This window comes from Streptomyces sp. NPDC020747 (assembly GCF_044334695.1).
Classification (GTDB): Bacteria; Actinomycetota; Actinomycetes; order Streptomycetales; family Streptomycetaceae; genus Streptomyces.
In genome coordinates, this window is the sequence record NZ_JBIRTJ010000005.1 from 148554 (window position 1) to 169526 (window position 20973).

The following is a 20973-nucleotide window of genomic DNA, read 5'->3' on the forward strand; positions in this document are numbered from 1 at the left end:
TCGCGGTCGACTCGGGACATGACGACCGAGCCGCCGCCCCCGCCGGATGACGATCCGTTCAAGAAGAAGCCGGACGATGGCTCGTCCGGACAGCAGCCGACGCCACCCGGCGAGGGCCCGCCGTTCGACCCCTCGTACGGCAACGAGCCTCCGCCGGGCACCGGTTCCCCGTACGGCGCCACTCCGCCGCCCCCGCCCTACGGCGGCGGTGATCCGTACGGCAGCGGTGGTGGTGACCCTTACGGCGGCGGTCCGTACGGCAACGACCCGCTGGCCGGGATGCCTCCGCTGGCCGACAGCGGCAAGCGGACGCTCGCGCGGATCATCGACATGATCCTCGTCGTCATCGTGGTGTGGCTGGTGACGTGGGCCTTCAACGTCAACGAGTACGACGTGGACACGGACAGGATCGACTACGGCAGGTCGTTCGGCCAGGCGCTGGTCGCCGCGGTGCTCTACGTCGGCTACGACACCGTCATGACCGCCAGGGCGGGGCAGACCCTCGGCAAGAAGTGGCTGCACCTGCGGGTGGCGAACCTCGACAACGGCGCCACGCCCTCCGTGCAGACCTCGCTGGTCCGCGCACTGGTCCTGTGGCTGCCGTTCGCCTTCTGCTGCGCGTGCATCTGGACCGCGATCTCGGGCGGCTGGAGCTTCTTCGACAAGCCCTACAAGCAGGGCCTGCACGACAAGGCGGCCAAGACGGTGGTGGTCAGCACGGGCTGAGTTCCACAGGAGTCAGCACGGGCTGAGTCCACAGGCGGCACAGACGACCGGCGGGTCCGTGGTCAACGGGCCCGCCGGTTCGCGTACTGGTTCCGGGCGTTCTGGTTGGGCTCAGGCGCGCTCGCGGACCGGCTCGGGTGCGCCGGCGGCCGCGACGGTCTCGCGCCGCACCGGGAAACGGCGTTCCGTGACGGTGGTGGTCGCGGGCCGGGCAACGGCCGCCGCCGGCGCGGCGGGCTTCGGTACCGGAACCGTCATGGCCACGAGGAGGCCGAGCACCAGGGCGGAGAGCGCGATCACCACGACTCCCAGGCCCGAACTCGTCTGTGACAGCAGCAGCATGGCGAGCGTGGAGAAGATCACGGTGCAGGAACCGTAGGCGAGCTGTGCGGCGGTCGGACGAGGCATGGCTATTCCGATCCTCGGGGGGTGGGGGTCTCCCCCCGTGCCTCTCGCGATGGGGGAGGGTGCGGATAAGAATCTGGGGTTCGACAACGGTGTCCGGTTGGCAAACCACCGGAAATCCGGCGAGCCGCCAACCGACTCTAATCGGCTGTCTGCCCGAGTGGAACGAGCAGTAAGCGTGACCTAACCCACGGTGCCGGTGCACAGGGGGCGCACGGAGTCATGGCGTCCATCAAGTGGACGTTCGAACGCGCCCGTTGGGCGCTGCGCCGTTCTACTGTGAGCGGACGGATGCCGGTGCGCGGCGCACGACCGCCGGTGTATAGCCCACTTGACCTGTTCAAGTCAAGATCTGTCTTTTCTCCTGCAACTCCGATCGAATGTCGTCACTTGTGACGCGCATAGAGCGCGCGCGGACTCCATGACCTGGACACCCCTCCATTCCGCGCGCCCGGGCGCAGGGGAGGACTGCATCAAGTGACCAGCAGACCATGGACGTTCAGAGCAGCCGCGGTGGGTGTGTCGCTCGCAGCGGCCGCTGCCACGTTCTCGACCTTCGCGGTGGCGCAGGCCGCTGCCGGCGATCAGCCGGCCGCGGCGGCGGCCCGTCAGGATCCGGCCGCGAACCGGCAGGACCCGGCGCGCGCCGAGCACAACACCGATCGCGAGCACGACCTGAAGGGCCCGCTGACAGAGCGTCAGGAGGCCCAGCGCGAAGAGGCGCTCAAGCAGGTCATATCCGGCGACGCCACCGTCAAGAACCGCGGCGGCTCGCAGGTCGTGAAACTCCAGGACGGCAAGTACGTCGAGCTCGGCCGGGAGAAGACCGACCAGATCTTCACGATCCTCGTGGAGTTCGGCGACAGGACGGACCCCCGCTACGGCGGCACCCCGGGTCCCCTGCACAACCAGATAGCCGAGCCGGACCGTGCCGAGGACAACAGCACGGCCTGGCAGGCGGACTACAACAAGAAGCACTTCGAAGAGCTCTACTTCGGCACCGGCAAGGGTGTCGAGTCGATGAAGAAGTACTACGAGAAGCAGTCCTCGGGCCGCTACTCCATCGGCGGCGCGGTCTCCGACTGGGTCAAGGTGCCCTACAACGAGGCCCGTTACGGCTCCAACAAGTGCGACCCCGACACCTGCGCGTGGAACGCCGTCGCCGACGGCGTCACCGCCTGGGCCGACGCCCAGAAGGCGGCCGGCAAGTCCGACGCCGACATCAAGTCCGAGCTGGCTGCCTACGACAAGTGGGACCGCAACGACTTCGACGGCGACGGCGACTTCAACGAACCCGACGGCTACATCGACCACTTCCAGATCGTGCACGCCGGCGAGGACGAGTCCGCGGGCGGCGGCGCCCAGGGCGAGGACGCCATCTGGGCCCACCGCTGGTACGCGTTCGGCACGGACGCCGGCGCCACCGGCCCCACGGGCAACAAGATGGGCGGGGCGCAGATCGGCTCCTCCGGCATCTGGGTCGGCGACTACACCATCCAGCCGGAGAACGGCGGACTCGGCGTCTTCGCCCACGAGTACGGCCACGACCTCGGTCTGCCGGACCACTACGACACCACCAACACCGCCGAGAACTCCACGGGGTTCTGGACGCTGATGTCGTCCGGCTCCTGGCTCGGCGAGGGCAAGGGCACCATCGGTGACCTGCCCGGCGACATGACCGCCTGGGACAAACTCCAGCTGGGCTGGCTGAAGTACGACACGGCCAAGGCCGCGACGCGCTCCACCCACAAGCTGGGCGTGGCGGAGTACAACACCAAGAACGCCCAGGCGCTGGTGGTCGAACTGCCGGAGAAGGAGGTCACCAACCCGGTGGTCACCCCGGCTCAGGGTGCCACCCAGTGGTGGAGCGGCAGCGGTGACGACCTCAAGAACACGCTGACCCGTTCCGTCGACCTCACCGGCAAGTCCTCGGCCGCGCTGACCCTCGACGGCTGGTACGACATCGAGACCGACTTCGACTACCTCTACACCGAGGTCTCGACCGACGGCGCCAACTGGACGCCGCTGGAGGGCACGGTCGACGGCGCGTCCCTCCCGCGCGACGGCAGCGGCAAGCCCGCGCTGACCGGCACCGTGGACGCGTACAAGAAGCTCTCCTTTCCGCTCGACGCCTACGCGGGCAAGAAGTTCGACCTCCGCTTCCGCTACCAGACCGACGGCGGGGTGGCCCAGAAGGGCTTCGCGGCCGACGTGATCACGGTGACGGCCGACGGTTCGCCGGTCTTCTCGGACAGCGCCGAGACCGCCGACACCGCCTGGAAGGCCACCGGCTTCTCCCGTATCGGTGCGGCCGTCACGGACGACTACGCGCAGTACTACATCGCCGAGAACCGTCAGTACGTGTCGTATGACAAGACCCTCAAGGCCGGCCCGTACAACTTCGGCTTCTCGAACACGCGCCCGTCCTGGGTGGAGCACTTCCCCTACCAGAACGGTCTGCTGATCTGGAAGTGGGACACCTCCCAGAACGACAACAACGTCAGCCGGCACGCGGGTACCGGTCTGCTGCTGCCGGTGGACGCCCACCCGAAGCCGCTGAAGTGGTCCGACGGCACGCTGATGCGCACCCGCATCCAGTCGTACGACTCGCCCTTCAGCTCGTACCGGACGGACGCCCTCAGGCTGCACAACGCGGACGTCGCCACGAAGATCCCGTCGCTTCCGGGTAACCGGATCTTCAACGACCACAAGAGCACGTATTACGACGAGACCAACCCGACCTCCGGTGTCCGCGTCACTGACACCAACACCAAGATCGCGATCGTGAAGGAGCCGCGCGACGGCTCGACGATCACGGTGAAGGTCTCGGCCGCGACGAAGTAAAAGGCATTTCCGCAGGTCAAACCATGATCGGCCGCAACCCTCTGGCGGGTTGCGGCCGATCGTGTTTAGGTGCGTGCTGTGACTCTCTTATTGACACCGGTTCTCACGGGGGTGTGACTGCATGGCCGCAGGAGGTTTCTGCAAGCTGCCGAACGGCACGGTGGTGGTGGCGCTGAACCTGCCACGACCACTCGCCGCGGGCAGCGGCTCGGTACGCGTGCTCGTGCACGCCCAGAACCGCGCCCGCGCCCTGACGCGGCTGCGGAACCTGGGCATGCGGGCGGTGTACCTGCGCGGCAACGGGCAGCCCCCGACCCCGGACGAGATCACCGCGGTCCTGCACCATCCCGACGGCCTCATATGGCGCACGGCACCGGGCGCGGACGCGTGTGCCGCCGAGCTCTGGCACCCGATCCGGGCGCTGATGCGGCGCACGGCGACGCCGCAGGGGTTCTAGGCCGGGCCTCGGACCGGGCAGGGGTGCGCGGGCGGCTTCCGGTTCAGACGACCGGCTTGCCGCTCAGTTCCACGCCCGCGGCGCTCAGCTCCTCCATGGCCCGCTCGGTGCTCTCCTCGGCCACGCCGGCCGTGAGGTCGAGCAGGACCTGCGTACGGAAGCCCTCGCGGGCCGCGTCCAGGGCGGTGGCGCGGACGCAGTGGTCGGTGGCGATGCCCACCACGTCGACCTCGGTGATCTCGCGGGCGCGCAGCCAGTCGCCCAGCGTCACGCCGTTCTCGTCGGCGCCCTCGAAGCCGCTGTACGCCGCCGAGTACGCCCCCTTGTCGAAGACCGCGTCGATCGCGCCGGAGGCGACCACCGGGGCGAAGTTCGGATGGAAGCCGACGCCCTCGGTGCCCGCCACGCAGTGCGCGGGCCAGGAGTGGACGTAGTCGGGGTTGTCCGCGAAGTGGCCGCCGGGGGCGATGTGGTGGTCGCGGGTCGCCACGACGTGGCGGTAGCCGGCGGGGGCCTGCCCGATCAGCTCCGTGATCGCGGCGGCGACGTCGGCTCCGCCGGACACTGCGAGGCTGCCGCCTTCGCAGAAGTCGTTCTGCACGTCAACGACGATCAAGGCGCGGCGCATGTCGGTGTCCTTCTGCGAGGCGCTCCGCGGGGAGCGGTTCGTAGTCTGCGGGTGTGTGACCGAGTCGTTCGCCGTTGCATTCCCGCTCCCCGTCCGTTCATGCCCGTTCGGGCTCGGGGTGGCCTGAGGTGGTGCCCCGGGTGTTCCCCGGATCCGGTCCCAGGTGGCTCATACGTACTCGGTCGGAATGACGGCTTCCCCGCGTGAGAGCTGGGTCGCCGAGAGGGGCAGGTTCGCGCGGGCCGCCGCGTGCCGGTCGCGTACGACGTCCAGCGGCTCGCGGGCGAGGACCTGGCCGCCCTTGACGAGCTCCACCAGGAGTTGGCGGTCGCTGAGCTCCGCCGGAACGGCCCCGAGGCCGATCACCTCGGCCTCGGCGACCCCGTACGCGTCGAGCCGCCGCGCGGCCCATTTGCGGCCGCCGATGGACGTCTTGCCGCCCGTCGACTTCTTGGCCACCGGAACCAGCGGAGCCTTCGGGTCCGCCGACTCGGCACGGGCGACGAGCTTGTAGACCATCGAACACGTCGGATGGCCGGATCCCGTCACCAGCTGCGTGCCCACGCCGTACGCGTCCACGGGCGCCGCGGCCAGCGAGGCGATCGCGTACTCGTCCAGGTCCGAGGTCACGATGATGCGGGTGTTCGTGGCGCCCAGCTCGTCCAGCTGCTGGCGTACCCGGTGCGCCACGAGCAGCAGGTCACCGGAGTCGATGCGGACCGCCCCGAGCTCGGGCCCGGCCACCTCCACGGCCAGCCGGACGGCCTCGGCGACGTCGTACGTGTCGACCAGCAGTGTCGTGCCCCGGCCGAGCGAGTCCACCTGGGCCTGGAAGGCGTCCCGCTCGTTGTCGTGGATGAGCGTGAAGGCGTGGGCGCTGGTGCCGACGGTCGGGATGCCGTAGCGGAAGCCCGCGGCCAGGTCGGAGGTGGTCGTGAAGCCACCGACGTACGCCGCGCGGGACGCCGCCACCGCGGCCAGCTCGTGGGTGCGGCGGGCGCCCATCTCGACCAGCGGGCGCTCGCCGGCGGCCGAGGCCATCCGGGAGGCGGCGGCCGCGATCGCCGAGTCGTGGTTGAGGATGGAGAGGATCACGGTCTCCAGGAGCACGCACTCCGCGAAGGAGCCCTCGACCCGCAGGATCGGCGATCCGGGGAAGTACACCTCGCCCTCGGGGTAGCCCCAGACGGCGCCGCCGAAGCGGTAGGAGGCCAGCCATTCCAGGGTCGGCTCGTCCACCACGCGGCGCTCGCGCAGGAAGCCGATGACGTCCGCGTCGAAGCGGAAGTTCTCGATCGCGTCCAGTACGCGTCCGGTGCCCGCCACGACGCCGTAGCGGCGGCCCTCGGGCAGCCGGCGCGTGAAGACCTCGAAGACCGAGCGCCGGTCGGCGGCCCCGCCCTTGAGGGCGGCCTGCAGCATGGTCAGCTCGTAGTGGTCCGTGAAGAGCGCGGTGGAGGGAACATCAACCGGCAGCCCTAGGTCCGCTGCGTTCACTTAGGGTCTCCTCGCGATGACACAGGGGGCACTCCCAGGTCGGCCGGGGTCCGGCCCGTGGCGGAGCCGCTGTCGGGTGCCGCGTCCCCCGGGAATAGCGGCATGGCAAGGGATGGTACTCCCTATCTCGTCACTCTGACGATTTGTGGGCTCGTTTGGCCGGGCACCCACCTGTGGTGGCAGCATGGGCCGTGTGACGGCTCCCGCACCCCTAGAGACCGAAAAAACCGAGTCGGCGGAGGAGGTCTTCGCCGTACCCGAGCCCGACGTCCCCTGGGTGACCATCGTCCACAACGACCCGGTCAACCTGATGAGCTACGTGACCTACGTCTTCCAGTCGTACTTCGGCTACCCGAAGGACAAGGCCACCAAGCTGATGCTCGACGTCCACCACAAGGGCCGGGCCGTGGTCTCCAGCGGCACCCGTGAGGAGATGGAGCGCGACGTACAGGCCATGCACGGCTACGGTCTGTGGGCCACCCTCCAGCACGACCGGAAATAGCACGACCGGAAAGAGGCCGGTGGGACCCGGCCCGACCGGCAGTTGCCCGACGCCCGCGCAGTACTGGAAGTAGCGACGCACCTGATGCCAGGACACTTCGAACCGCTCCCCGGCGGCGGCGCGGCCGTCGCGCTCGACGAGGTCGAGATCTCCATCATCCGCTCCCTCGCCGTACAGCTCCTGGAGCTCATCGGACCGGGACCGGGCGAGGACGCCTCCGACGACCCGCTCGCCGAGCTGTTCGCGGAGGGTCCGAGCGAACCGCCCTCCGATCCCGTACTGAAGCGGCTCTTCCCCGACGCGTACAGCGGGCCCGACGTCGAGGCGAACTCGCCCGAGCAGGCCGAGGAGCAGCGCGCGTACTCCGCGGAGTTCCGCCGCTTCACCGAGAACGACCTGCGCGCGGCCAAGCGCGAGAACGCGCTCACGGTGATCCGCTCCCTGGACACGCTCTCGGCCGTGGGGGAGGGCGGCGCGGTCCTCAAGCTCTCCGCCGAGGAGTCCGAGCAGTGGCTGCGGGCCCTCAACGACCTGCGCCTGGCCATCGGATCCCGCCTCGACGTCGTCGACGAGGAGGACACCGACCTCCTCTACCGGCTGCCGGACGAGGACCCGCGCAAGCCGATGGTGATGGCGTACCTGTGGCTGGGCGGCCTCCAGGAGACGTTGGTTGAAACGTTGATGTCCTGACATATTCCGTTCGCTCAGCGGACGCTCAAATCCGAATAACGATCCCGTCACCGTGACCGCGTCCTATGGGGCGCGGTCCGACTTTTGTCCACTTCTTCCTGTGGTGTGTGCCACGAGCCGCACGGGTGATCAATGTTGCAGCCGTGATAAATCTTCACGACCGCCCGACAGGACACCACCTATGTCCCGCCGGGTGCGCCACCGGTCGGCGGATCGCCGACCAGGCACGAGTGGGCCGGGGAGCCCGCTCCGCTCCATCAATTTCCGGGGGGACCGGGACCCGATCCGGAGCCGACGACGGCTCGGATCGGCATGGAGAAAGGCGCACCAGACATGACCTCGGTGCAGGTCGGCAAGAACGACGACGGGCACGACCGCAAGGGTGTCGTGGGCAGCGAAGGCCCCGAAACGGGTCACGCACCCGAAGAGGGCTACGAACGCGGCCTCAACAGCCGTCAGGTCCAGATGATCGCGATCGGCGGCGCCATCGGCGTCGGCCTCTTCCTGGGGGCCGGGGCGAACATCGCCAAGGCGGGCCCCAGTCTCATCCTCATGTACGCCCTCGCGGGCGTCATCATCTTCTTCATCATGCGGGCCCTCGGGGAGCTGCTGCTCTACCGTCCCGTCTCGGGCTCCTTCGCGGAGTACTCCCGCGAGTTCCTCGGCCCGTTCTTCGGCTACTTCACCGGCTGGACGTACTGGCTGATGTGGGTCGTCACCGGCATGGCGGAACTCACCGCCGCCGCGATCTACGTCAACTACTGGTTCCCGCAGATCCCGCAGTGGGTCACGGCCCTGGTCTTCCTGCTGGTCCTCTTCGGGGCCAACCTGATCTCGGTGAAGCTCTTCGGCGAGATCGAGTTCTGGTTCTCGATGGTCAAGGTCACCGCCCTCATCGGCATGATCGTGATCGGCCTGGGCGTCCTCACCTTCGGCTTCAGCTCCGCGGGCGACTCGGCGGCCGTCTCCAACCTCTGGGCCTTCGACGGCTTCTTCCCCAAGGGCATCGGCTCGTCCCTGATGACCTTGCAGGGCGTGATGTTCGCCTACCTCGCCGTCGAACTCGTCGGCGTCACCGCCGGTGAGTCCGAGAACCCGGAGAAGACCCTCCCCAAGGCGATCAACACCCTGCCCTGGCGCATCGCCCTCTTCTACGTCGGCGCCCTCACCGTCATCCTCTGCGTCGTGAAGTGGACCGAGTTCGCACCGGGGGTGAGCCCCTTCGTGGAGGCCTTCGCGAGGATCGGCATCCCGGCGGGCGCGGGCATCGTGAACTTCGTCGTCCTGACGGCGGCCCTGTCCTCCTGCAACTCCGGCATGTACTCCACCGGCCGCATGCTGCGCACCCTGGCGGACAACGGCGAGGCCCCGAGGATCTTCAACAGGCTGTCCTCCACCAAGACGCCCGCGCTCGGCATCACCGTCTCCATGCTCTTCATGGGCATCGGCGTGATCCTGAACTACATCGTCCCGGAGAAGGCCTTCGGCTACGTCACCTCGGTGGCCACCGCAGCCGGCATCTGGACCTGGCTGATGATCCTGGTCAGCCACATCCTCTACCGCCGCGCGGTCGACGCCGGGCGGCTGCCCGCCTCGTCCTTCCCGGCCCCGGGCGGCGCGAAGCTCAGCTGGGTCGCGGTCGTGTTCCTGCTCTTCGTCACCTGCCTCATCGCGTACGACGCCGACTCCCGCGTCTGCCTCTACGTGATGGCGGGCTGGGCGGCGGCACTGGGCATCGGCTGGACCGTACTGAAGTCACGGAACCCGGAGGTCACCGAGCGCCGCGACCCGGAGTTCGAGAAGATCGGCTGACGGACCTCGCGCAGACCATGCCGGGCTCGTGGCCCAGCATGTGGGCCTCCCTGTACCACCCCTCGGTACAGGGAGGCCCTTCTGCTTATCCTGACGACCATGCTGACCATCACCCAGGCCCTCGTCGACCAGATCGTCGCGCACGCGCGCCAGGACCACCCCGACGAGGCGTGCGGCGTGGTCGCCGGCCCGGAGGGCACCGGCCGCCCCGAGCGGTTCATCCCGATGCTCAACGCCGCGCGCTCGCCCACGTTCTACGAGTTCGACTCCGGCGACCTCCTCAAGCTCTACCGCGAGCTGGACGACCGCGACGAGGAACCGGTCGTCATCTACCACTCCCACACGGCCACCGAGGCGTACCCGTCCCGCACCGACATCTCGTACGCGAACGAGCCCGGCGCGCACTACGTCCTGGTCTCCACGGCGGACGCCGACGACGCCGGACCCTTCCAGTTCCGGTCCTTCCGGATCCTGGAGGGCGAGGTGACGGAGGAGGAGGTCACGATCGTGGAGACCTACTGATCCCGCATTTCGGTCGGAATTCATCCACTATCTGAGATCACATTCCAGAACCCGGACCGGGAATCGATACGATGACCCCATGGTTTCCCACGACGTGAGCGACAAGACGCCGGGCATGCTGCTCGTGGCGCGGCTGCACGTCGACCTGTGCAGGCTGCAGAGCGCCATCTGTACGCGCTGAACCCTGCCGCCGTACGGCTGTGAGCCGCGGCGTCTCACAACGCTCACCTGTTCTTCCGCGCCGCCGCGCGCCCACCGACTGACCGACTCACTCCCGACAGGAGCCCACAGCCATGGCCATCGAGGTCCGCATCCCCACCATCCTCCGCACCTACACCGACGGCCAGAAGGCCGTCGAGGCCGGCGGGGAGACCCTCGCCGCCCTCTTCGCCGACCTGGAGACCCGGCATGCGGGCATCCAGGCCCGCATCGTGGACGGCGGCGAGCTGCGCCGCTTCGTGAACGTGTACCTGAACGACGAGGACGTGCGCTTCCTCGACGGCATCAACACCAAACTGACCGACGGCGACAACGTCACGATCCTGCCGGCCGTGGCCGGCGGCATGGTCTGACCGGCACAGGGCTCTGATCGCTGATGCGTTACGACTCCCCGCTGGCCGCGGTGGGCAACACCCCTCTGGTGCGCCTGCCGCGGCTCTCGCCGTCCGCCGACGTCCGCATCTGGGCGAAGCTGGAGGACCGCAATCCGACCGGCTCGGTCAAGGACCGTCCCGCGCTCCACATGATCGAACAGGCGGAGAAGGACGGCCGGTTGACGCCCGGCTGCACGATTCTGGAGCCCACCTCCGGCAACACCGGCATCTCGCTCGCCATGGCGGCGAAGCTCAAGGGCTACCGCATGGTGTGCGTCATGCCCGAGAACACCTCCCAGGAGCGGCGGGAGCTGCTCGGGATGTGGGGCGCCGAGATCATTCCGTCTCCGGCGGCGGGGGGTTCGAACACGGCGGTACGGGTGGCGAAGGAGCTGGCCGCCGAGCATCCCGACTGGGTGATGCTCTACCAGTACGGCAACCCCGACAACGCGGGTGCGCACTACGCCACGACGGGGCCGGAGATCCTGGCGGACCTGCCCTCCGTCACGCACTTCGTCGCCGGGCTCGGCACCACCGGCACGCTGATGGGCGTGGGCCGTTTCCTGCGCGAGCACAAGCCCGACGTCAAGATCGTCGCCGCCGAGCCGCGGTACGACGACCTGGTGTACGGCCTTCGCAACCTCGACGAGGGCTTCGTCCCCGAGCTGTACGACGCGTCCGTCCTGACGACCCGGTTCTCCGTCGGTTCCGCCGATGCCGTTACCCGTACGCGGGAGCTGTTGCAGCAGGAGGGGATCTTCGCGGGCGTCTCCACGGGGGCGGCGCTGCACGCGGCGATCGGCGTCGGACGGAAGTCCGTGCAGTCGGGCGAGCCCGCCGACATCGTCTTCGTCGTGGCCGACGGCGGCTGGAAGTACCTCTCGACGGGCGTCTACACGGCGGCCACGACGGAAGAGGCCATCGAAACACTGCAGGGCCAGCTCTGGGCGTAACCGGGTTCCTCGCCCCCGCCGCCCCTACCCGTCCCGTCCCTGAGGGCTGCGCCCCCAGACCCCCGCTGTCGCGCTGACGCGCTCGTCCTCAAACGCCGGACGGGCTGAGATGTGCTTGGACTGGGCTATAGAAGTCCAGCCCAGCCTGCGAAGTCTTCAGCCCCGGCCGCGAAGTATTTAGCCCCTCCGGCGTTTGAGGAGCGGGGGTTCGGGGGCTGGCCCCCGAAAGGGACGGGAACGGGTAGGGGCGGCGGGGGCGAGGAAATGCCCTACCGGGTCAAGTCGCGGACCTGTTCCCAGATCGACGGGTCCACCGGGCCCACCCGCCGACGGAACTCCCGCACCGGCAACCCCCGCAACTCATCCGTTTCGAGGAAGCTGGCCCGCCCGCGGGCGTCCCCGACGGACCCGGGAGGCAGCGGAATCACCCCGGCCCGCCGCTCGTCGTGGTTCTTGCTGGTGATCTTGGCGACGACGGCGGTACGGCCCCGCACAGACAGAACGAGACAGGGCCGGTCCTTCGCCCCGGGCCCGTCCTCGTAGGGAACGTTCGCCCACCAGATCTCGGCGGGCCGCGGACGGGAAGGGCGAGAAGAACGCAGGAGGCCACCCCGGCCCCCCGGCCGCCCCGGAGGACGGTCCGGCCCGCGACCGGGCGATCGGCCTGTCGGACGTCCCCGCGAACGGCCCCGCCCGCGGGATGACCCCCGCCCCCATCCGTCCACCACTGTCGCGACACCCGCCAACAGCACCACGGCCGCCAACGCGAGCCACCACGACGTATCCATGGATATGACGGTACCGGCGTGACGGGGCCCACGCTTGGCCACCCCGCTGGCCCCCGAACCGGTGACACCGCAGGTGAGTTCCCCCACAACAGCCCTCGACGGAGGAGCGACAGGACCTTTTGCGCCTTACGCTCGACGGACCGCACGACCCCCGTCTTCACTCCCCGCCAGCGGAGGTTTCTGCTTTATGAAGCTCACCGTCGTCGGCTGCTCGGGGTCGTTCCCGTCCGCGGAATCGGCCTGCTCGAGCTACCTCGTCGAGGCCGACGGCTTCCGGCTGCTTCTCGACATGGGCAACGGTGCCCTTGGCGAGCTGCAGCGCCACTGCGGTCTCTACGACCTTGACGCGATCTTCCTCAGCCACCTGCACGCCGACCACTGCATCGACATGTGCGCGTACTTCGTCGCACGCTACTACCGCCATGACGGCGGCCGCTGCGATCCGATCCCCGTCTACGGACCCGAGGGCACGGAGCAGCGCCTGACCACCGCGTACGCGGACACTCCCTCCGCCTCCTCCATGAGCGAGGTCTTCGACTTCCACACGGTCAAGCCGGGCTCGTTCGAGATCGGCCCGTTCTCGGTGCACACCGAGAAGGTGAGCCACCCCGTCGAGGCGTACGGCATCCGTGTCGAGCACGGCGGCCGGTCGCTCACGTACTCCGGGGACACGGGCGTGTGCGACACGCTCGACGAACTCGCCCGGGACGCCGACCTGTTCCTCTGCGAGGCCGCGTTCACCCACGGCAAGGAGAACATCCCGGATCTCCATCTCAACGGCCGCGAGGCCGGCGAGACCGCGACCCGCGCCGCGGCCCGCCGCCTGGTCCTCACCCACATCCCGCCGTGGACGGACCCCCAGGCGAACCTGGCGGACGCCCGAGCGGCGTTCGGAGGACCGGTGGAACTCGCCACGCCGCGAGTGACGTACGAGATCTGACGTCGTCCGTACACGCAGCACCGCGCAGGCCCTGAGCAGGCCGGCTACGCAGCACAAGGCCCCCGGAGCCCAGTCCATCGGCTCCGGGGGCCTTCGTCATGTCTTGTGCCTTGGGCCTCGCGCCTCGTTCCTCACGCCTTGGTGAGGTCCTCGACCTCCTCGTCGGGCTCGCGGCCCGGTGTCGCGAGGTTGAACCTGATGATCGCGAAGCGGAAGGTCACGTAGTAGATCGCCGCGAAGACCAGGCCGATCGGGATGATCATCCATGGCTTGGTGGCGAGGTTCCAGTTCAGGAAGTAGTCGATGGCGCCCGCGGAGAAGCTGAAGCCGTGGTGGACGCCCAGCGCCCAGGTGACGGCCATCGAGATCGCGGTGAGGACCGCGTGGATCGCGTACAGGACCGGCGCGATGAACATGAACGAGAACTCGATCGGCTCGGTGATGCCCGTGACGAAGGAGGTCAGCGCGAGGGAGACCATCATGCCGCCGACGGCCTTGCGGCGCTCGGGGCGGGCGCAGTGCGTGATCGCCAGGGCGGCGGCCGGGAGCGCGAACATCATGATGGGGAAGAAGCCCGTCATGAACTGACCGGCGGTCGGGTCGCCGTGGAAGAAGCGCGGCAGGTCACCGTGCCAGACGGCACCGGCGGAGTCCTTGTAGGAGCCGATCTCCTGCCAGGCGACGGTGTTCACGAACTGGTGCATGCCGACCGGCAGCAGCGCGCGGTTGATGGCGCCGAAGATGCCCGCGCCGACTGCGCCGAGGCCGGTCATCCACTCGCCGAAGTTGGTGATGACGTCGCCGATGGGCTCCCAGACGAGGCCGAAGAAGACGCCGACGGCGGTGCCGATGAAGGCCATCAGGATCGGTACGAGCCGGCGGCCGTTGAAGAAGCCGAGCCAGTCGGGGAGCTTGGTGCGGTGGAAGCGCTGCCAGGTGACGGCGGCTATCAGGCCCATCACGATGCCGCCGAGGACCTTGGGGTCGTTGTAGGTCGCGGCGACGTCCGCGCCCTTCTGGACCTTGGCCTCGGTGATCGGGAACGCGGTGAGGACGTTCTTGTAGACGAGGAAGCCGACGAGCGCCGCGAGCGCGGTGGAGCCGTCCGCCTTCTTGGCGAAGCCGATGGCGATGCCGACGCAGAACAGCAACGGCAGGTTGGCGAAGACCGCGTCGCCGGCGGTGGCGAACACGGACGCGACCTTGTTCCAGCCGAGCCCGTCCGCACCGAACACGTCGGGCTGGCCGAGGCGGAGCAGGATGCCGGCGGCCGGCAGCACGGCAATGGGGAGTTGCAGGCTGCGGCCGACCTTCTGCAGGCCTTGGAGCAGGCCGGATCCCCACTTCTTCGCGGGGGCCGCCGGAGCTGTGGCGGTGGTCATGGTTCCTCCATGTGCAGGGTGCTGCCGGGGACGGGACATGAACGGAAGGAAATTGCACGGGGGATGGACAGCATCCACGTGGTCTACACCACTCAGTGGTGTAGACCTGTTGTAGCACGGTGAAGGTGAGATAAGGAACCCGCAGTTTTTGTGGCCTGGGTCATAGCGCAGCGAGTGCGAGCAAACACGGCAAAGGGCCCTCGGAACGGGGAGTTCCGGGGCCCTTTGTGGCGTTACCGCCGCGGTGCGGGGTGCGTTGTGCGCTACGCCTTCGTGACGTCCTCGACCTCGTCCTCCGGCTCCCGGCCGGGTGTCGGCAGGTCGAACTTCGTGATCGCGAACCGGAAGACCACGTAGTAGACGACGGCGAAGCACAGGCCGATCGGAATGATCGCCCAGGGCTTCGTGGCCAGATTCCAGTTGATGACGTAGTCGATCAGGCCTGCCGAGAAGCTGAAACCGTCATGCACGCCCAGCCCCCATGTCACCGCCATCGAGGCGCCCGTGAGGATCGCGTGCACCACGTACAGCGCGGGTGCGATGAACACGAAGGAGTACTCGATCGGTTCCGTGATGCCCGTGACGAACGACGTCAGGGCGATCGACATCATCAGGCCGCCAATTTCCTTGCGGCGATGGGGTTTCGCGCAGTGCGTCATCGCCAGACACGCGGCCGGGAGGGCGAACATCATGATGGGGAAGAAGCCCGACGTGAACTGCCCCGCGTCGGGGTCGCCCGCCAGGAACATGTTGATGTCGCCGTGCACGACCGTGCCGTCCGGCTTGGTGTAACTGCCGAACTGGAACCACATGGGCACGTTCAGGAACTGGTGCAGCCCGATCACCAGCAGCGCGCGGTTGGCGACACCGAAGAGGCCCGCACCCCACGAACCCAGACTCACCAGCCAGTCGCTGAAGTCCTCAAGACCCCGGCCGACCGGCGGCCACACCCACAGACACAGCGCCGCGAACGCGATCGCCACGAACGCCATGATGATCGGCACGAGACGGCGGCCGTTGAAGAAGCCGAGCCAGTCCACCAGTTTGGTGCGGTGGTAGCGCTGCCAGAAGTAGGCAGCCATCAGCCCCATGACGATGCCGCCGAAAACACCCGGATTCTGGTACGTGAACACGACCACCGAGCCGTCGTCCGCCTGACAGCCGGCCGCCACCACCTTCGCCTGCTGCGCGCAGTCCTCGGGGAACTGCCGCAGCACGTTGTAGTAGACGAGGAACCCGGCCACCGCCGCGAGCGCCGTCGAACCGTCGGCCTTCTTCGCCATGCCGATCGCCACACCGACGCAGAACAGCAGCGGCAGACCGAGCGAGCCGTCCAGCAGCGCGCCGCCCGCGCCCGCCATCACCTTGGAGACATCCGTCCAGCCGAGACCGTCGGCACCGAACACGTCCGGCTGGCCCAGGCGGTTGAGAATGCCGGCGGCCGGCAGTACGGCGATGGGCAGTTGGAGGCTGCGGCCCATCTTCTGCAGGCCCTGGAACAGGTTGCTCCAGCGGGCGCGCGCGGGCGCGGCGGCGCTGTCGGCACTCATCGGCGGTCCTCCTGCGTCCTCCCGCGCCCCTCCACCGGTCCTCCGCCGCCCTCCCGCACCCCCTGGAACGGGGCCGGGTTTGGCGGCCGTTGAAAACTGGTGTAGACCAGTCGGCGAACGGTCGCGCTGTCGTGTTCGCCATCATTCGGTACGGGTGACGTGACCGCTCGCGAAGATGGGCCAACTGTGGGTTACTGCGACAAAGCGGTTCGGATCAGGGAGTAGGACATGGCCAGCAAGGCTGAGAAGATCGTCGCCGGGCTCGGTGGCATCGAGAACATCGAAGAGGTCGAGGGCTGCATCACCCGCCTCCGCACCGAGGTCGTCGACCCGAGCAAGGTCGACGAGGCCGCCCTGAAGGCCGCGGGCGCCCACGGCGTCGTCAAGATGGGCAACGCCATCCAGGTCGTCATCGGCACCGACGCGGACCCGATCGCCGCGGACATCGAAGACATGATGTGAACCCTCCGACTCCGGGCCCCGGCCCGGGGATCTGAGGACTCACTCCTGAGGGGCCGCTTCCGCTACCCGGGGCGGCCCCACACCCGTATACGACTAGGCTCGACGCCATGTCTCGAATCGACGGCCGCACGCCCGAACAGCTCCGCCCGATCACCATCGAACGCGGCTGGAGCAAGCACGCCGAGGGCTCCGTCCTCGTCTCCTTCGGCGACACGAAGGTCTTCTGCACCGCCTCCGTGACCGAGGGCGTCCCGCGCTGGCGCAAGGGCAGCGGCGAGGGCTGGGTCACCGCCGAGTACTCCATGCTCCCGCGGGCCACCAACACCCGCGGCGACCGCGAGTCCGTCCGCGGCAAGATCGGCGGCCGTACGCACGAGATCAGCCGCCTCATCGGACGGTCCCTGCGCGCCGTCATCGACTACAAGGCACTCGGCGAGAACACCATCGTCCTCGACTGCGACGTCCTCCAGGCCGACGGCGGCACCCGCACCGCCGCCATCACCGGCGCGTACGTCGCCCTCGCGGACGCCATCTCCTGGGCCCAGGGCAAGAAGATCATCCGCGCCGGCCGCCAGCCCTTGACGGGAACGGTGTCCGCCGTCTCCGTCGGCATCGTCGGCGGCGTACCCCTCCTCGACCTCTGCTACGAGGAGGACGTCCGCGCCGACACCGACATGAACGTCGTCTGCACCGGCGACGGCCGCTTCGTCGAGGTCCAGGGCACCGCCGAGGCCGAACCGTTCGCCCGCGACGAGCTCAACTCCCTTCTCGACCTGGCCGTTCTGGGCTGCACGGAACTCGCTGTCGCCCAGCGCACGGCGCTTGATACGGTCCTGGAAAGGTAAAGGACACACCAAGACGGCCTCCTGCCACGGGCAACCACGGCACCGGCCGTCGCGTCCCTACGAGTACGGGCGTACGGCACACCGCTGTACGCCCGGCCAGCACCACACGGGGGCCTTGTGGCCTACGCAACGGGGCCCTCGGGCCTGATCCAACGGGAGGACCGTTCCATGGCCGCGAGTCGCCGCCGAGCACGCCGCACCACCGCCATCGCCGCCGTCGTGGCAGCCGTCGCGCTGACGGCCGGGCTGACCGCCGGCTGCGACGCCGTCAACAAGGCCCTGGACTGCGTCCAGACCGCCGACACGATCGCCGACAGTGTCACCGACCTCCAGCAGGCCGTGGAGAACGCCGCGAACGACCCGACGCAGGCCGACGAGGCGCTCGACTCCATCGACAAGAACCTCGACACCATCGGTGACAAGACTGACGACACCGACATCAACAAGGCCGTGGACGACCTCCAGAAGGCGGTCACCAACGTCCGCGACTCCATCAAGAACGGCGACGAGACCCCGGACATCAGCCCCGTCACGGACGCGGCCGGCGAACTCACCAAGGTCTGCACGCCGTAGCGGCATCGGCAGCGGCATCGGCCGTCCCCGCCGTGGGTGAACGGCCGGCCCCGGTGCGGGTGGCAGACGATCGTCGGCAGCGGCAGCGGCAGCGGTGTCGGTGTCAGCAGGCGATCGGATCACGCGCACCGGTGGGCGATCACAGGCATCGCATGAGCGGCACCGCCCGCCTGGCTAGGGTGAGCACCATGACCCGCCTGATCCTCGCCACCCGCAACCCCGGAAAGATCACCGAGCTGAGGGCGATCCTCGCCGCCGCAGGTCTAGACCACGACCTCGTCGGCGCGGACGCCTACCCGGAGATCCCCGACGTCAAGGAAACCGGCGTCACCTTTGCCGAGAACGCCCTCCTCAAGGCGCACGCCCTCGCCCGGGCCACCGGCCTCCCGGCCGTCGCCGACGACTCGGGCCTCTGCGTCGACGTCCTCGGCGGCGCCCCCGGCATCTTCTCCGCCCGCTGGTCCGGCACCCACGGCGACGACCTGGCCAACCTCAGGCTCCTCCTCGCCCAACTCGGCGACATCGCCGACGAACACCGCGCCGCCCACTTCGCCTGCGCCGCCGCACTCGCCCTCCCCGACGGAACGGAACGCGTGGTCGAGGGCCGCCTCCGCGGCACCCTGCGCCACGAGCCCACCGGCTCCCACGGCTTCGGCTACGACCCGATCCTCCAGCCCGACGGCGACACCCGCACCTGCGCGGAACTCACCCCCGACGAGAAGAACGCGATCAGCCACCGGGGCAAGGCGTTCCGCGGACTGGTGCCGGTCGTGCGGGAGTTGCTGGGCTGAGGAGCCCGCCGATCCCCGGGACCCACCGGAGCCGATGCCGCTGGCGAATCCGTCAGATCCCCCGGTAAGTGGGCGGTGAGTCCCAGCGACACGCCGGGTTCACGGCGTGTCGCTGGGACTCTCGCGACAGTTGCCTCGGCCTGCGGATCGGCCGACAATTTCCACCGGGGCCCGCCGGTAGCCAGCCACGACTCACTGCTCGGCCCGCCGGGCGACAGCCCGCCCGATGTCGGCCCGGCTACCCCGCCCCGCCGTACGGCCGCAGCGCCACCCGCGCGTCCAGGTCGATGCCGTTCACGCCGGCCGGGGCCGGTAGCCGCAGCACCTTGTCGAGCACGGGTCCCAGTCGGCCGCAGCCCGAAGTGCCCGGCGCCGTAAAGCGGTTGTCGGCCACCCCGAAGGCGACGACCAGCGGATCCGGCGAGACGACCCTCGGCGGATCCGTCTCCTTGAGCACCAGGTGGACCGGGGCCGCGTCGGTGCCTATGGAACAACCGGGCGGGACCCCCGGCCCGGATATACGGAACGTCAGATCCAGCTCGCCGCGCCGCTCGTCGTTGGACTCGAAGTCCGAATATCCGCCGTACCGAGGCGTGATCGACAGCGGTGTGCCCCGAACTCGTAGGGGAGTGGCGGCCATCGCCCCGAACACCTGACGGAACTGGCCGTCGACCGTGCCCTCCGCGAAGGTGATCGCAAGGGGCCGGTCGATCGGCACCTCGACGCGACCGAGGCTCAGTTGCCCGGTCGCGGTCATGGCCTCGCACCGCCACTTCGCCGGATCGGCGCCTTCGGGAAGCTCGGAGAGGCTCGGACAGTCCGCGAAGTCAAGCTGCCGCGCGTCCGCGCCCGCATCGGCACCGGCACCGGCGTGCACGGGACCAGCGGTCGCCGCGCCCGTGCCGGCGGCGAGGGCCAGGGCGGACAGGGCCATGACGAGACGTCGGGCGCGAAGCATGAAGGCCTCCAGGTGAATGGCGGACGGGCGGGAGGGTCCCGCGATGTCGATGTCCACGCCTCAAGGATTGCAGCCATTTCTCTGCAATGGAAGATCTGCAGAGAAAATTCTGCAGACTTAACTCTGCAGAGGAATGGCTGTGTGCGGCGTAGGCTGTCCTCATGAGTGACGCAGCCGAGCCGGAGCCCACCCCTGACGCCGAAGCCGGAACCAACGCCGAGCCCGCCGGCGAACGCCGTACGGTCAGCGACCCGGCGGCCCTCAAGGCCCTCGCCCACCCGCTCCGGCTGAAGATCCTCCGCCAGCTGGCCGTCTCCGGCCCGGCCACCTCCACGACCCTCGCCGCCGCCCTCGGGGAGAACACCGGCACCCTCAGCTACCACCTGCGCCGCCTGGAACGCGGCGGCTTCATCGAGGACGTGCCGGAACGGCCCAACAGCCGTGAGCGCTGGTGGCGGGCGGTGCGCGGACTCGACGTACGCAGGCCCGCGCAGGACGAGATGACCGACGGTGAGCGGGCTGTCGCGGGGGCCCTGGACCGGATGCGGCTCGACGAGGACATCGAGCTGGCCCGGCGCTTCACCGAGGAACAGGCCGAGTCGGACGGCTGGATGCGCGGCTCCCGCGGCCTCAGTCACCTCACCAGGGAAGAGGTGACCGCCTTCCATGACGCCTACCTCGACCTCCTGGCCCGCTTCGCGCGGGGGCCGGAGGGCGCCCCGCCGGACGCCAGGCCGGTGCTGCTGCGGTGGTTCGCGCTGCCGGTCGAGTAGCGGTCCCGTCTTCGGGTGCGGTGCTCGGCGCAAAGGAACGGCCTGCGAATCGATCCTTCGATTCGCAGGCCGTTTGCTGTGCGGCGGAAGGGATTCGAACCCTCAAGCCGTTTCACGGGCCACAGATCCTAAGTCTGCTGCGTCAGCCGTTGCGCCACCGCCGCCAGCCGACTGTCATCGTACCGGTCACGTGGGCGCTGGTGAGCGGGGGTTTGCGTCACGCGGTTCTCCCCCGCTTCGGCTGCCTCCTCCGCATCAGGTGCCGGTGGTCGCACGGCAGTT

At 69.0% G+C, this 20973-nt stretch carries 23 protein-coding genes and 1 tRNA gene; 16 read left to right on the forward strand and 8 right to left on the reverse strand.

The window, feature by feature from the left end; genetic code table 11:
* Positions 1-18 precede the first annotated feature (18 nt).
* Positions 19-726: an RDD family protein gene (locus ACH4YP_RS15805; protein ID WP_361060155.1), complete on the forward strand. Its 708-nt coding sequence runs from the start codon at positions 19-21 to the stop codon at positions 724-726.
* Positions 727-837: 111 nt separating this feature from the next.
* On the opposite strand, the gene ACH4YP_RS15810 is transcribed toward ACH4YP_RS15805, so the two are convergent.
* Positions 838-1134 (reverse strand): hypothetical protein, encoded by a 297-nt coding sequence (locus ACH4YP_RS15810; RefSeq protein WP_361060157.1) that lies wholly within the window; start codon positions 1132-1134, stop codon positions 838-840.
* A 474-nt stretch (positions 1135-1608) separates the two neighbouring features.
* Here ACH4YP_RS15810 and ACH4YP_RS15815 point away from each other — a divergent pair, with 474 nt between their 5' ends.
* Together ACH4YP_RS15815 and ACH4YP_RS15820 are read left to right on the forward strand one after the other, a co-directional pair.
* Entirely contained in the window at positions 1609-3975 is a 2367-nt protein-coding gene (locus tag ACH4YP_RS15815; protein WP_398490892.1) for an immune inhibitor A domain-containing protein, read from the forward strand.
* A gap of 121 nt (positions 3976-4096) precedes the next feature.
* A complete protein-coding gene (locus ACH4YP_RS15820) occupies positions 4097-4432 on the forward strand; it encodes a hypothetical protein (protein WP_361060160.1) in 336 nt (111 codons plus the stop codon).
* Positions 4433-4475: 43 nt separating this feature from the next.
* On the opposite strand, the gene ACH4YP_RS15825 is transcribed toward ACH4YP_RS15820, so the two are convergent.
* A complete protein-coding gene (locus ACH4YP_RS15825; RefSeq protein WP_361060162.1) occupies positions 4476-5060 on the reverse strand; it encodes a nicotinamidase in 585 nt (194 codons plus the stop codon).
* Between the two features lie 168 nt (positions 5061-5228).
* On the reverse strand, positions 5229-6557 hold the full coding sequence (locus ACH4YP_RS15830; RefSeq protein ID WP_361060164.1) for a nicotinate phosphoribosyltransferase: 1329 nt from the start codon (positions 6555-6557) through the stop codon (positions 5229-5231).
* A 184-nt stretch (positions 6558-6741) separates the two neighbouring features.
* On the opposite strand from ACH4YP_RS15830, the gene clpS reads away from it, so the two are divergent.
* The 7 genes from clpS (at position 6742) to ACH4YP_RS15865 (ending at position 11629) form a co-directional block, all read left to right on the forward strand.
* Positions 6742-7059 carry an ATP-dependent Clp protease adapter ClpS gene (clpS, locus tag ACH4YP_RS15835; protein ID WP_055617033.1) on the forward strand — a complete coding sequence of 106 codons (318 nt, stop codon included), beginning with the start codon at positions 6742-6744 and terminating at the stop codon, positions 7057-7059.
* An 84-nt stretch (positions 7060-7143) separates the two neighbouring features.
* Positions 7144-7749, forward strand: coding sequence for a DUF2017 domain-containing protein (locus ACH4YP_RS15840; protein WP_055617034.1), 606 nt, complete (start codon positions 7144-7146; stop codon positions 7747-7749).
* Positions 7750-8082: 333 nt separating this feature from the next.
* Positions 8083-9561 carry an amino acid permease gene (locus tag ACH4YP_RS15845; protein ID WP_398490893.1) on the forward strand — a complete coding sequence of 493 codons (1479 nt, stop codon included), beginning with the start codon at positions 8083-8085 and terminating at the stop codon, positions 9559-9561.
* Between the two features lie 99 nt (positions 9562-9660).
* Complete coding sequence (locus ACH4YP_RS15850; protein ID WP_361060168.1) at positions 9661-10083, forward strand: M67 family metallopeptidase; 423 nt, start codon at positions 9661-9663, stop codon at positions 10081-10083.
* A gap of 79 nt (positions 10084-10162) precedes the next feature.
* The gene (locus ACH4YP_RS15855; RefSeq protein ID WP_313904860.1) at positions 10163-10264 is read left to right on the forward strand and encodes a putative leader peptide; all 102 of its coding nucleotides are present in this window, start codon (positions 10163-10165) and stop codon (positions 10262-10264) included.
* 112 nt (positions 10265-10376) lie between these two features.
* Positions 10377-10655: a MoaD/ThiS family protein gene (locus tag ACH4YP_RS15860; protein WP_361060171.1), complete on the forward strand. Its 279-nt coding sequence runs from the start codon at positions 10377-10379 to the stop codon at positions 10653-10655.
* Positions 10656-10678: 23 nt separating this feature from the next.
* Positions 10679-11629, forward strand: a complete 951-nt coding sequence (locus ACH4YP_RS15865) for a cysteine synthase (protein WP_361060173.1) — start codon at positions 10679-10681, stop codon at positions 11627-11629.
* Between the two features lie 269 nt (positions 11630-11898).
* On the opposite strand, the gene ACH4YP_RS15870 is transcribed toward ACH4YP_RS15865, so the two are convergent.
* A complete protein-coding gene (locus ACH4YP_RS15870; protein WP_361055486.1) occupies positions 11899-12417 on the reverse strand; it encodes a type II toxin-antitoxin system PemK/MazF family toxin in 519 nt (172 codons plus the stop codon).
* Between the two features lie 187 nt (positions 12418-12604).
* Here ACH4YP_RS15870 and ACH4YP_RS15875 point away from each other — a divergent pair, with 187 nt between their 5' ends.
* A complete protein-coding gene (locus ACH4YP_RS15875; protein ID WP_361055489.1) occupies positions 12605-13357 on the forward strand; it encodes an MBL fold metallo-hydrolase in 753 nt (250 codons plus the stop codon).
* A 131-nt stretch (positions 13358-13488) separates the two neighbouring features.
* On the opposite strand, the gene ACH4YP_RS15880 is transcribed toward ACH4YP_RS15875, so the two are convergent.
* On the reverse strand, positions 13489-14739 hold the full coding sequence (locus ACH4YP_RS15880; RefSeq protein WP_361055492.1) for a PTS transporter subunit EIIC: 1251 nt from the start codon (positions 14737-14739) through the stop codon (positions 13489-13491).
* Positions 14740-15002: 263 nt separating this feature from the next.
* Entirely contained in the window at positions 15003-16289 is a 1287-nt protein-coding gene (locus tag ACH4YP_RS15885) for a PTS transporter subunit EIIC (protein WP_361055495.1), read from the reverse strand.
* A gap of 228 nt (positions 16290-16517) precedes the next feature.
* Here ACH4YP_RS15885 and ACH4YP_RS15890 point away from each other — a divergent pair, with 228 nt between their 5' ends.
* The 4 genes from ACH4YP_RS15890 (at position 16518) to rdgB (ending at position 18960) form a co-directional block, all read left to right on the forward strand.
* Entirely contained in the window at positions 16518-16751 is a 234-nt protein-coding gene (locus ACH4YP_RS15890) for a PTS glucose/sucrose transporter subunit IIB (protein ID WP_361055498.1), read from the forward strand.
* A 107-nt stretch (positions 16752-16858) separates the two neighbouring features.
* Complete coding sequence (rph, locus tag ACH4YP_RS15895; RefSeq protein WP_361055501.1) at positions 16859-17596, forward strand: ribonuclease PH; 738 nt, start codon at positions 16859-16861, stop codon at positions 17594-17596.
* A 168-nt stretch (positions 17597-17764) separates the two neighbouring features.
* Positions 17765-18169 carry a hypothetical protein gene (locus tag ACH4YP_RS15900; RefSeq protein ID WP_398490894.1) on the forward strand — a complete coding sequence of 135 codons (405 nt, stop codon included), beginning with the start codon at positions 17765-17767 and terminating at the stop codon, positions 18167-18169.
* A gap of 188 nt (positions 18170-18357) precedes the next feature.
* Positions 18358-18960 (forward strand): RdgB/HAM1 family non-canonical purine NTP pyrophosphatase, encoded by a 603-nt coding sequence (rdgB, locus tag ACH4YP_RS15905; RefSeq protein ID WP_398490895.1) that lies wholly within the window; start codon positions 18358-18360, stop codon positions 18958-18960.
* Between the two features lie 238 nt (positions 18961-19198).
* Here rdgB and ACH4YP_RS15910 read toward each other — a convergent pair whose 3' ends face one another.
* Positions 19199-19975: a hypothetical protein gene (locus tag ACH4YP_RS15910; RefSeq protein WP_398490896.1), complete on the reverse strand. Its 777-nt coding sequence runs from the start codon at positions 19973-19975 to the stop codon at positions 19199-19201.
* A gap of 104 nt (positions 19976-20079) precedes the next feature.
* On the opposite strand from ACH4YP_RS15910, the gene ACH4YP_RS15915 reads away from it, so the two are divergent.
* Positions 20080-20691 (forward strand): ArsR/SmtB family transcription factor, encoded by a 612-nt coding sequence (locus ACH4YP_RS15915; RefSeq protein WP_398490897.1) that lies wholly within the window; start codon positions 20080-20082, stop codon positions 20689-20691.
* Positions 20692-20770: 79 nt separating this feature from the next.
* On the opposite strand, the gene ACH4YP_RS15920 is transcribed toward ACH4YP_RS15915, so the two are convergent.
* A tRNA-Leu gene (locus tag ACH4YP_RS15920) sits at positions 20771-20855 on the reverse strand.
* Positions 20856-20973 lie beyond the last annotated feature (118 nt).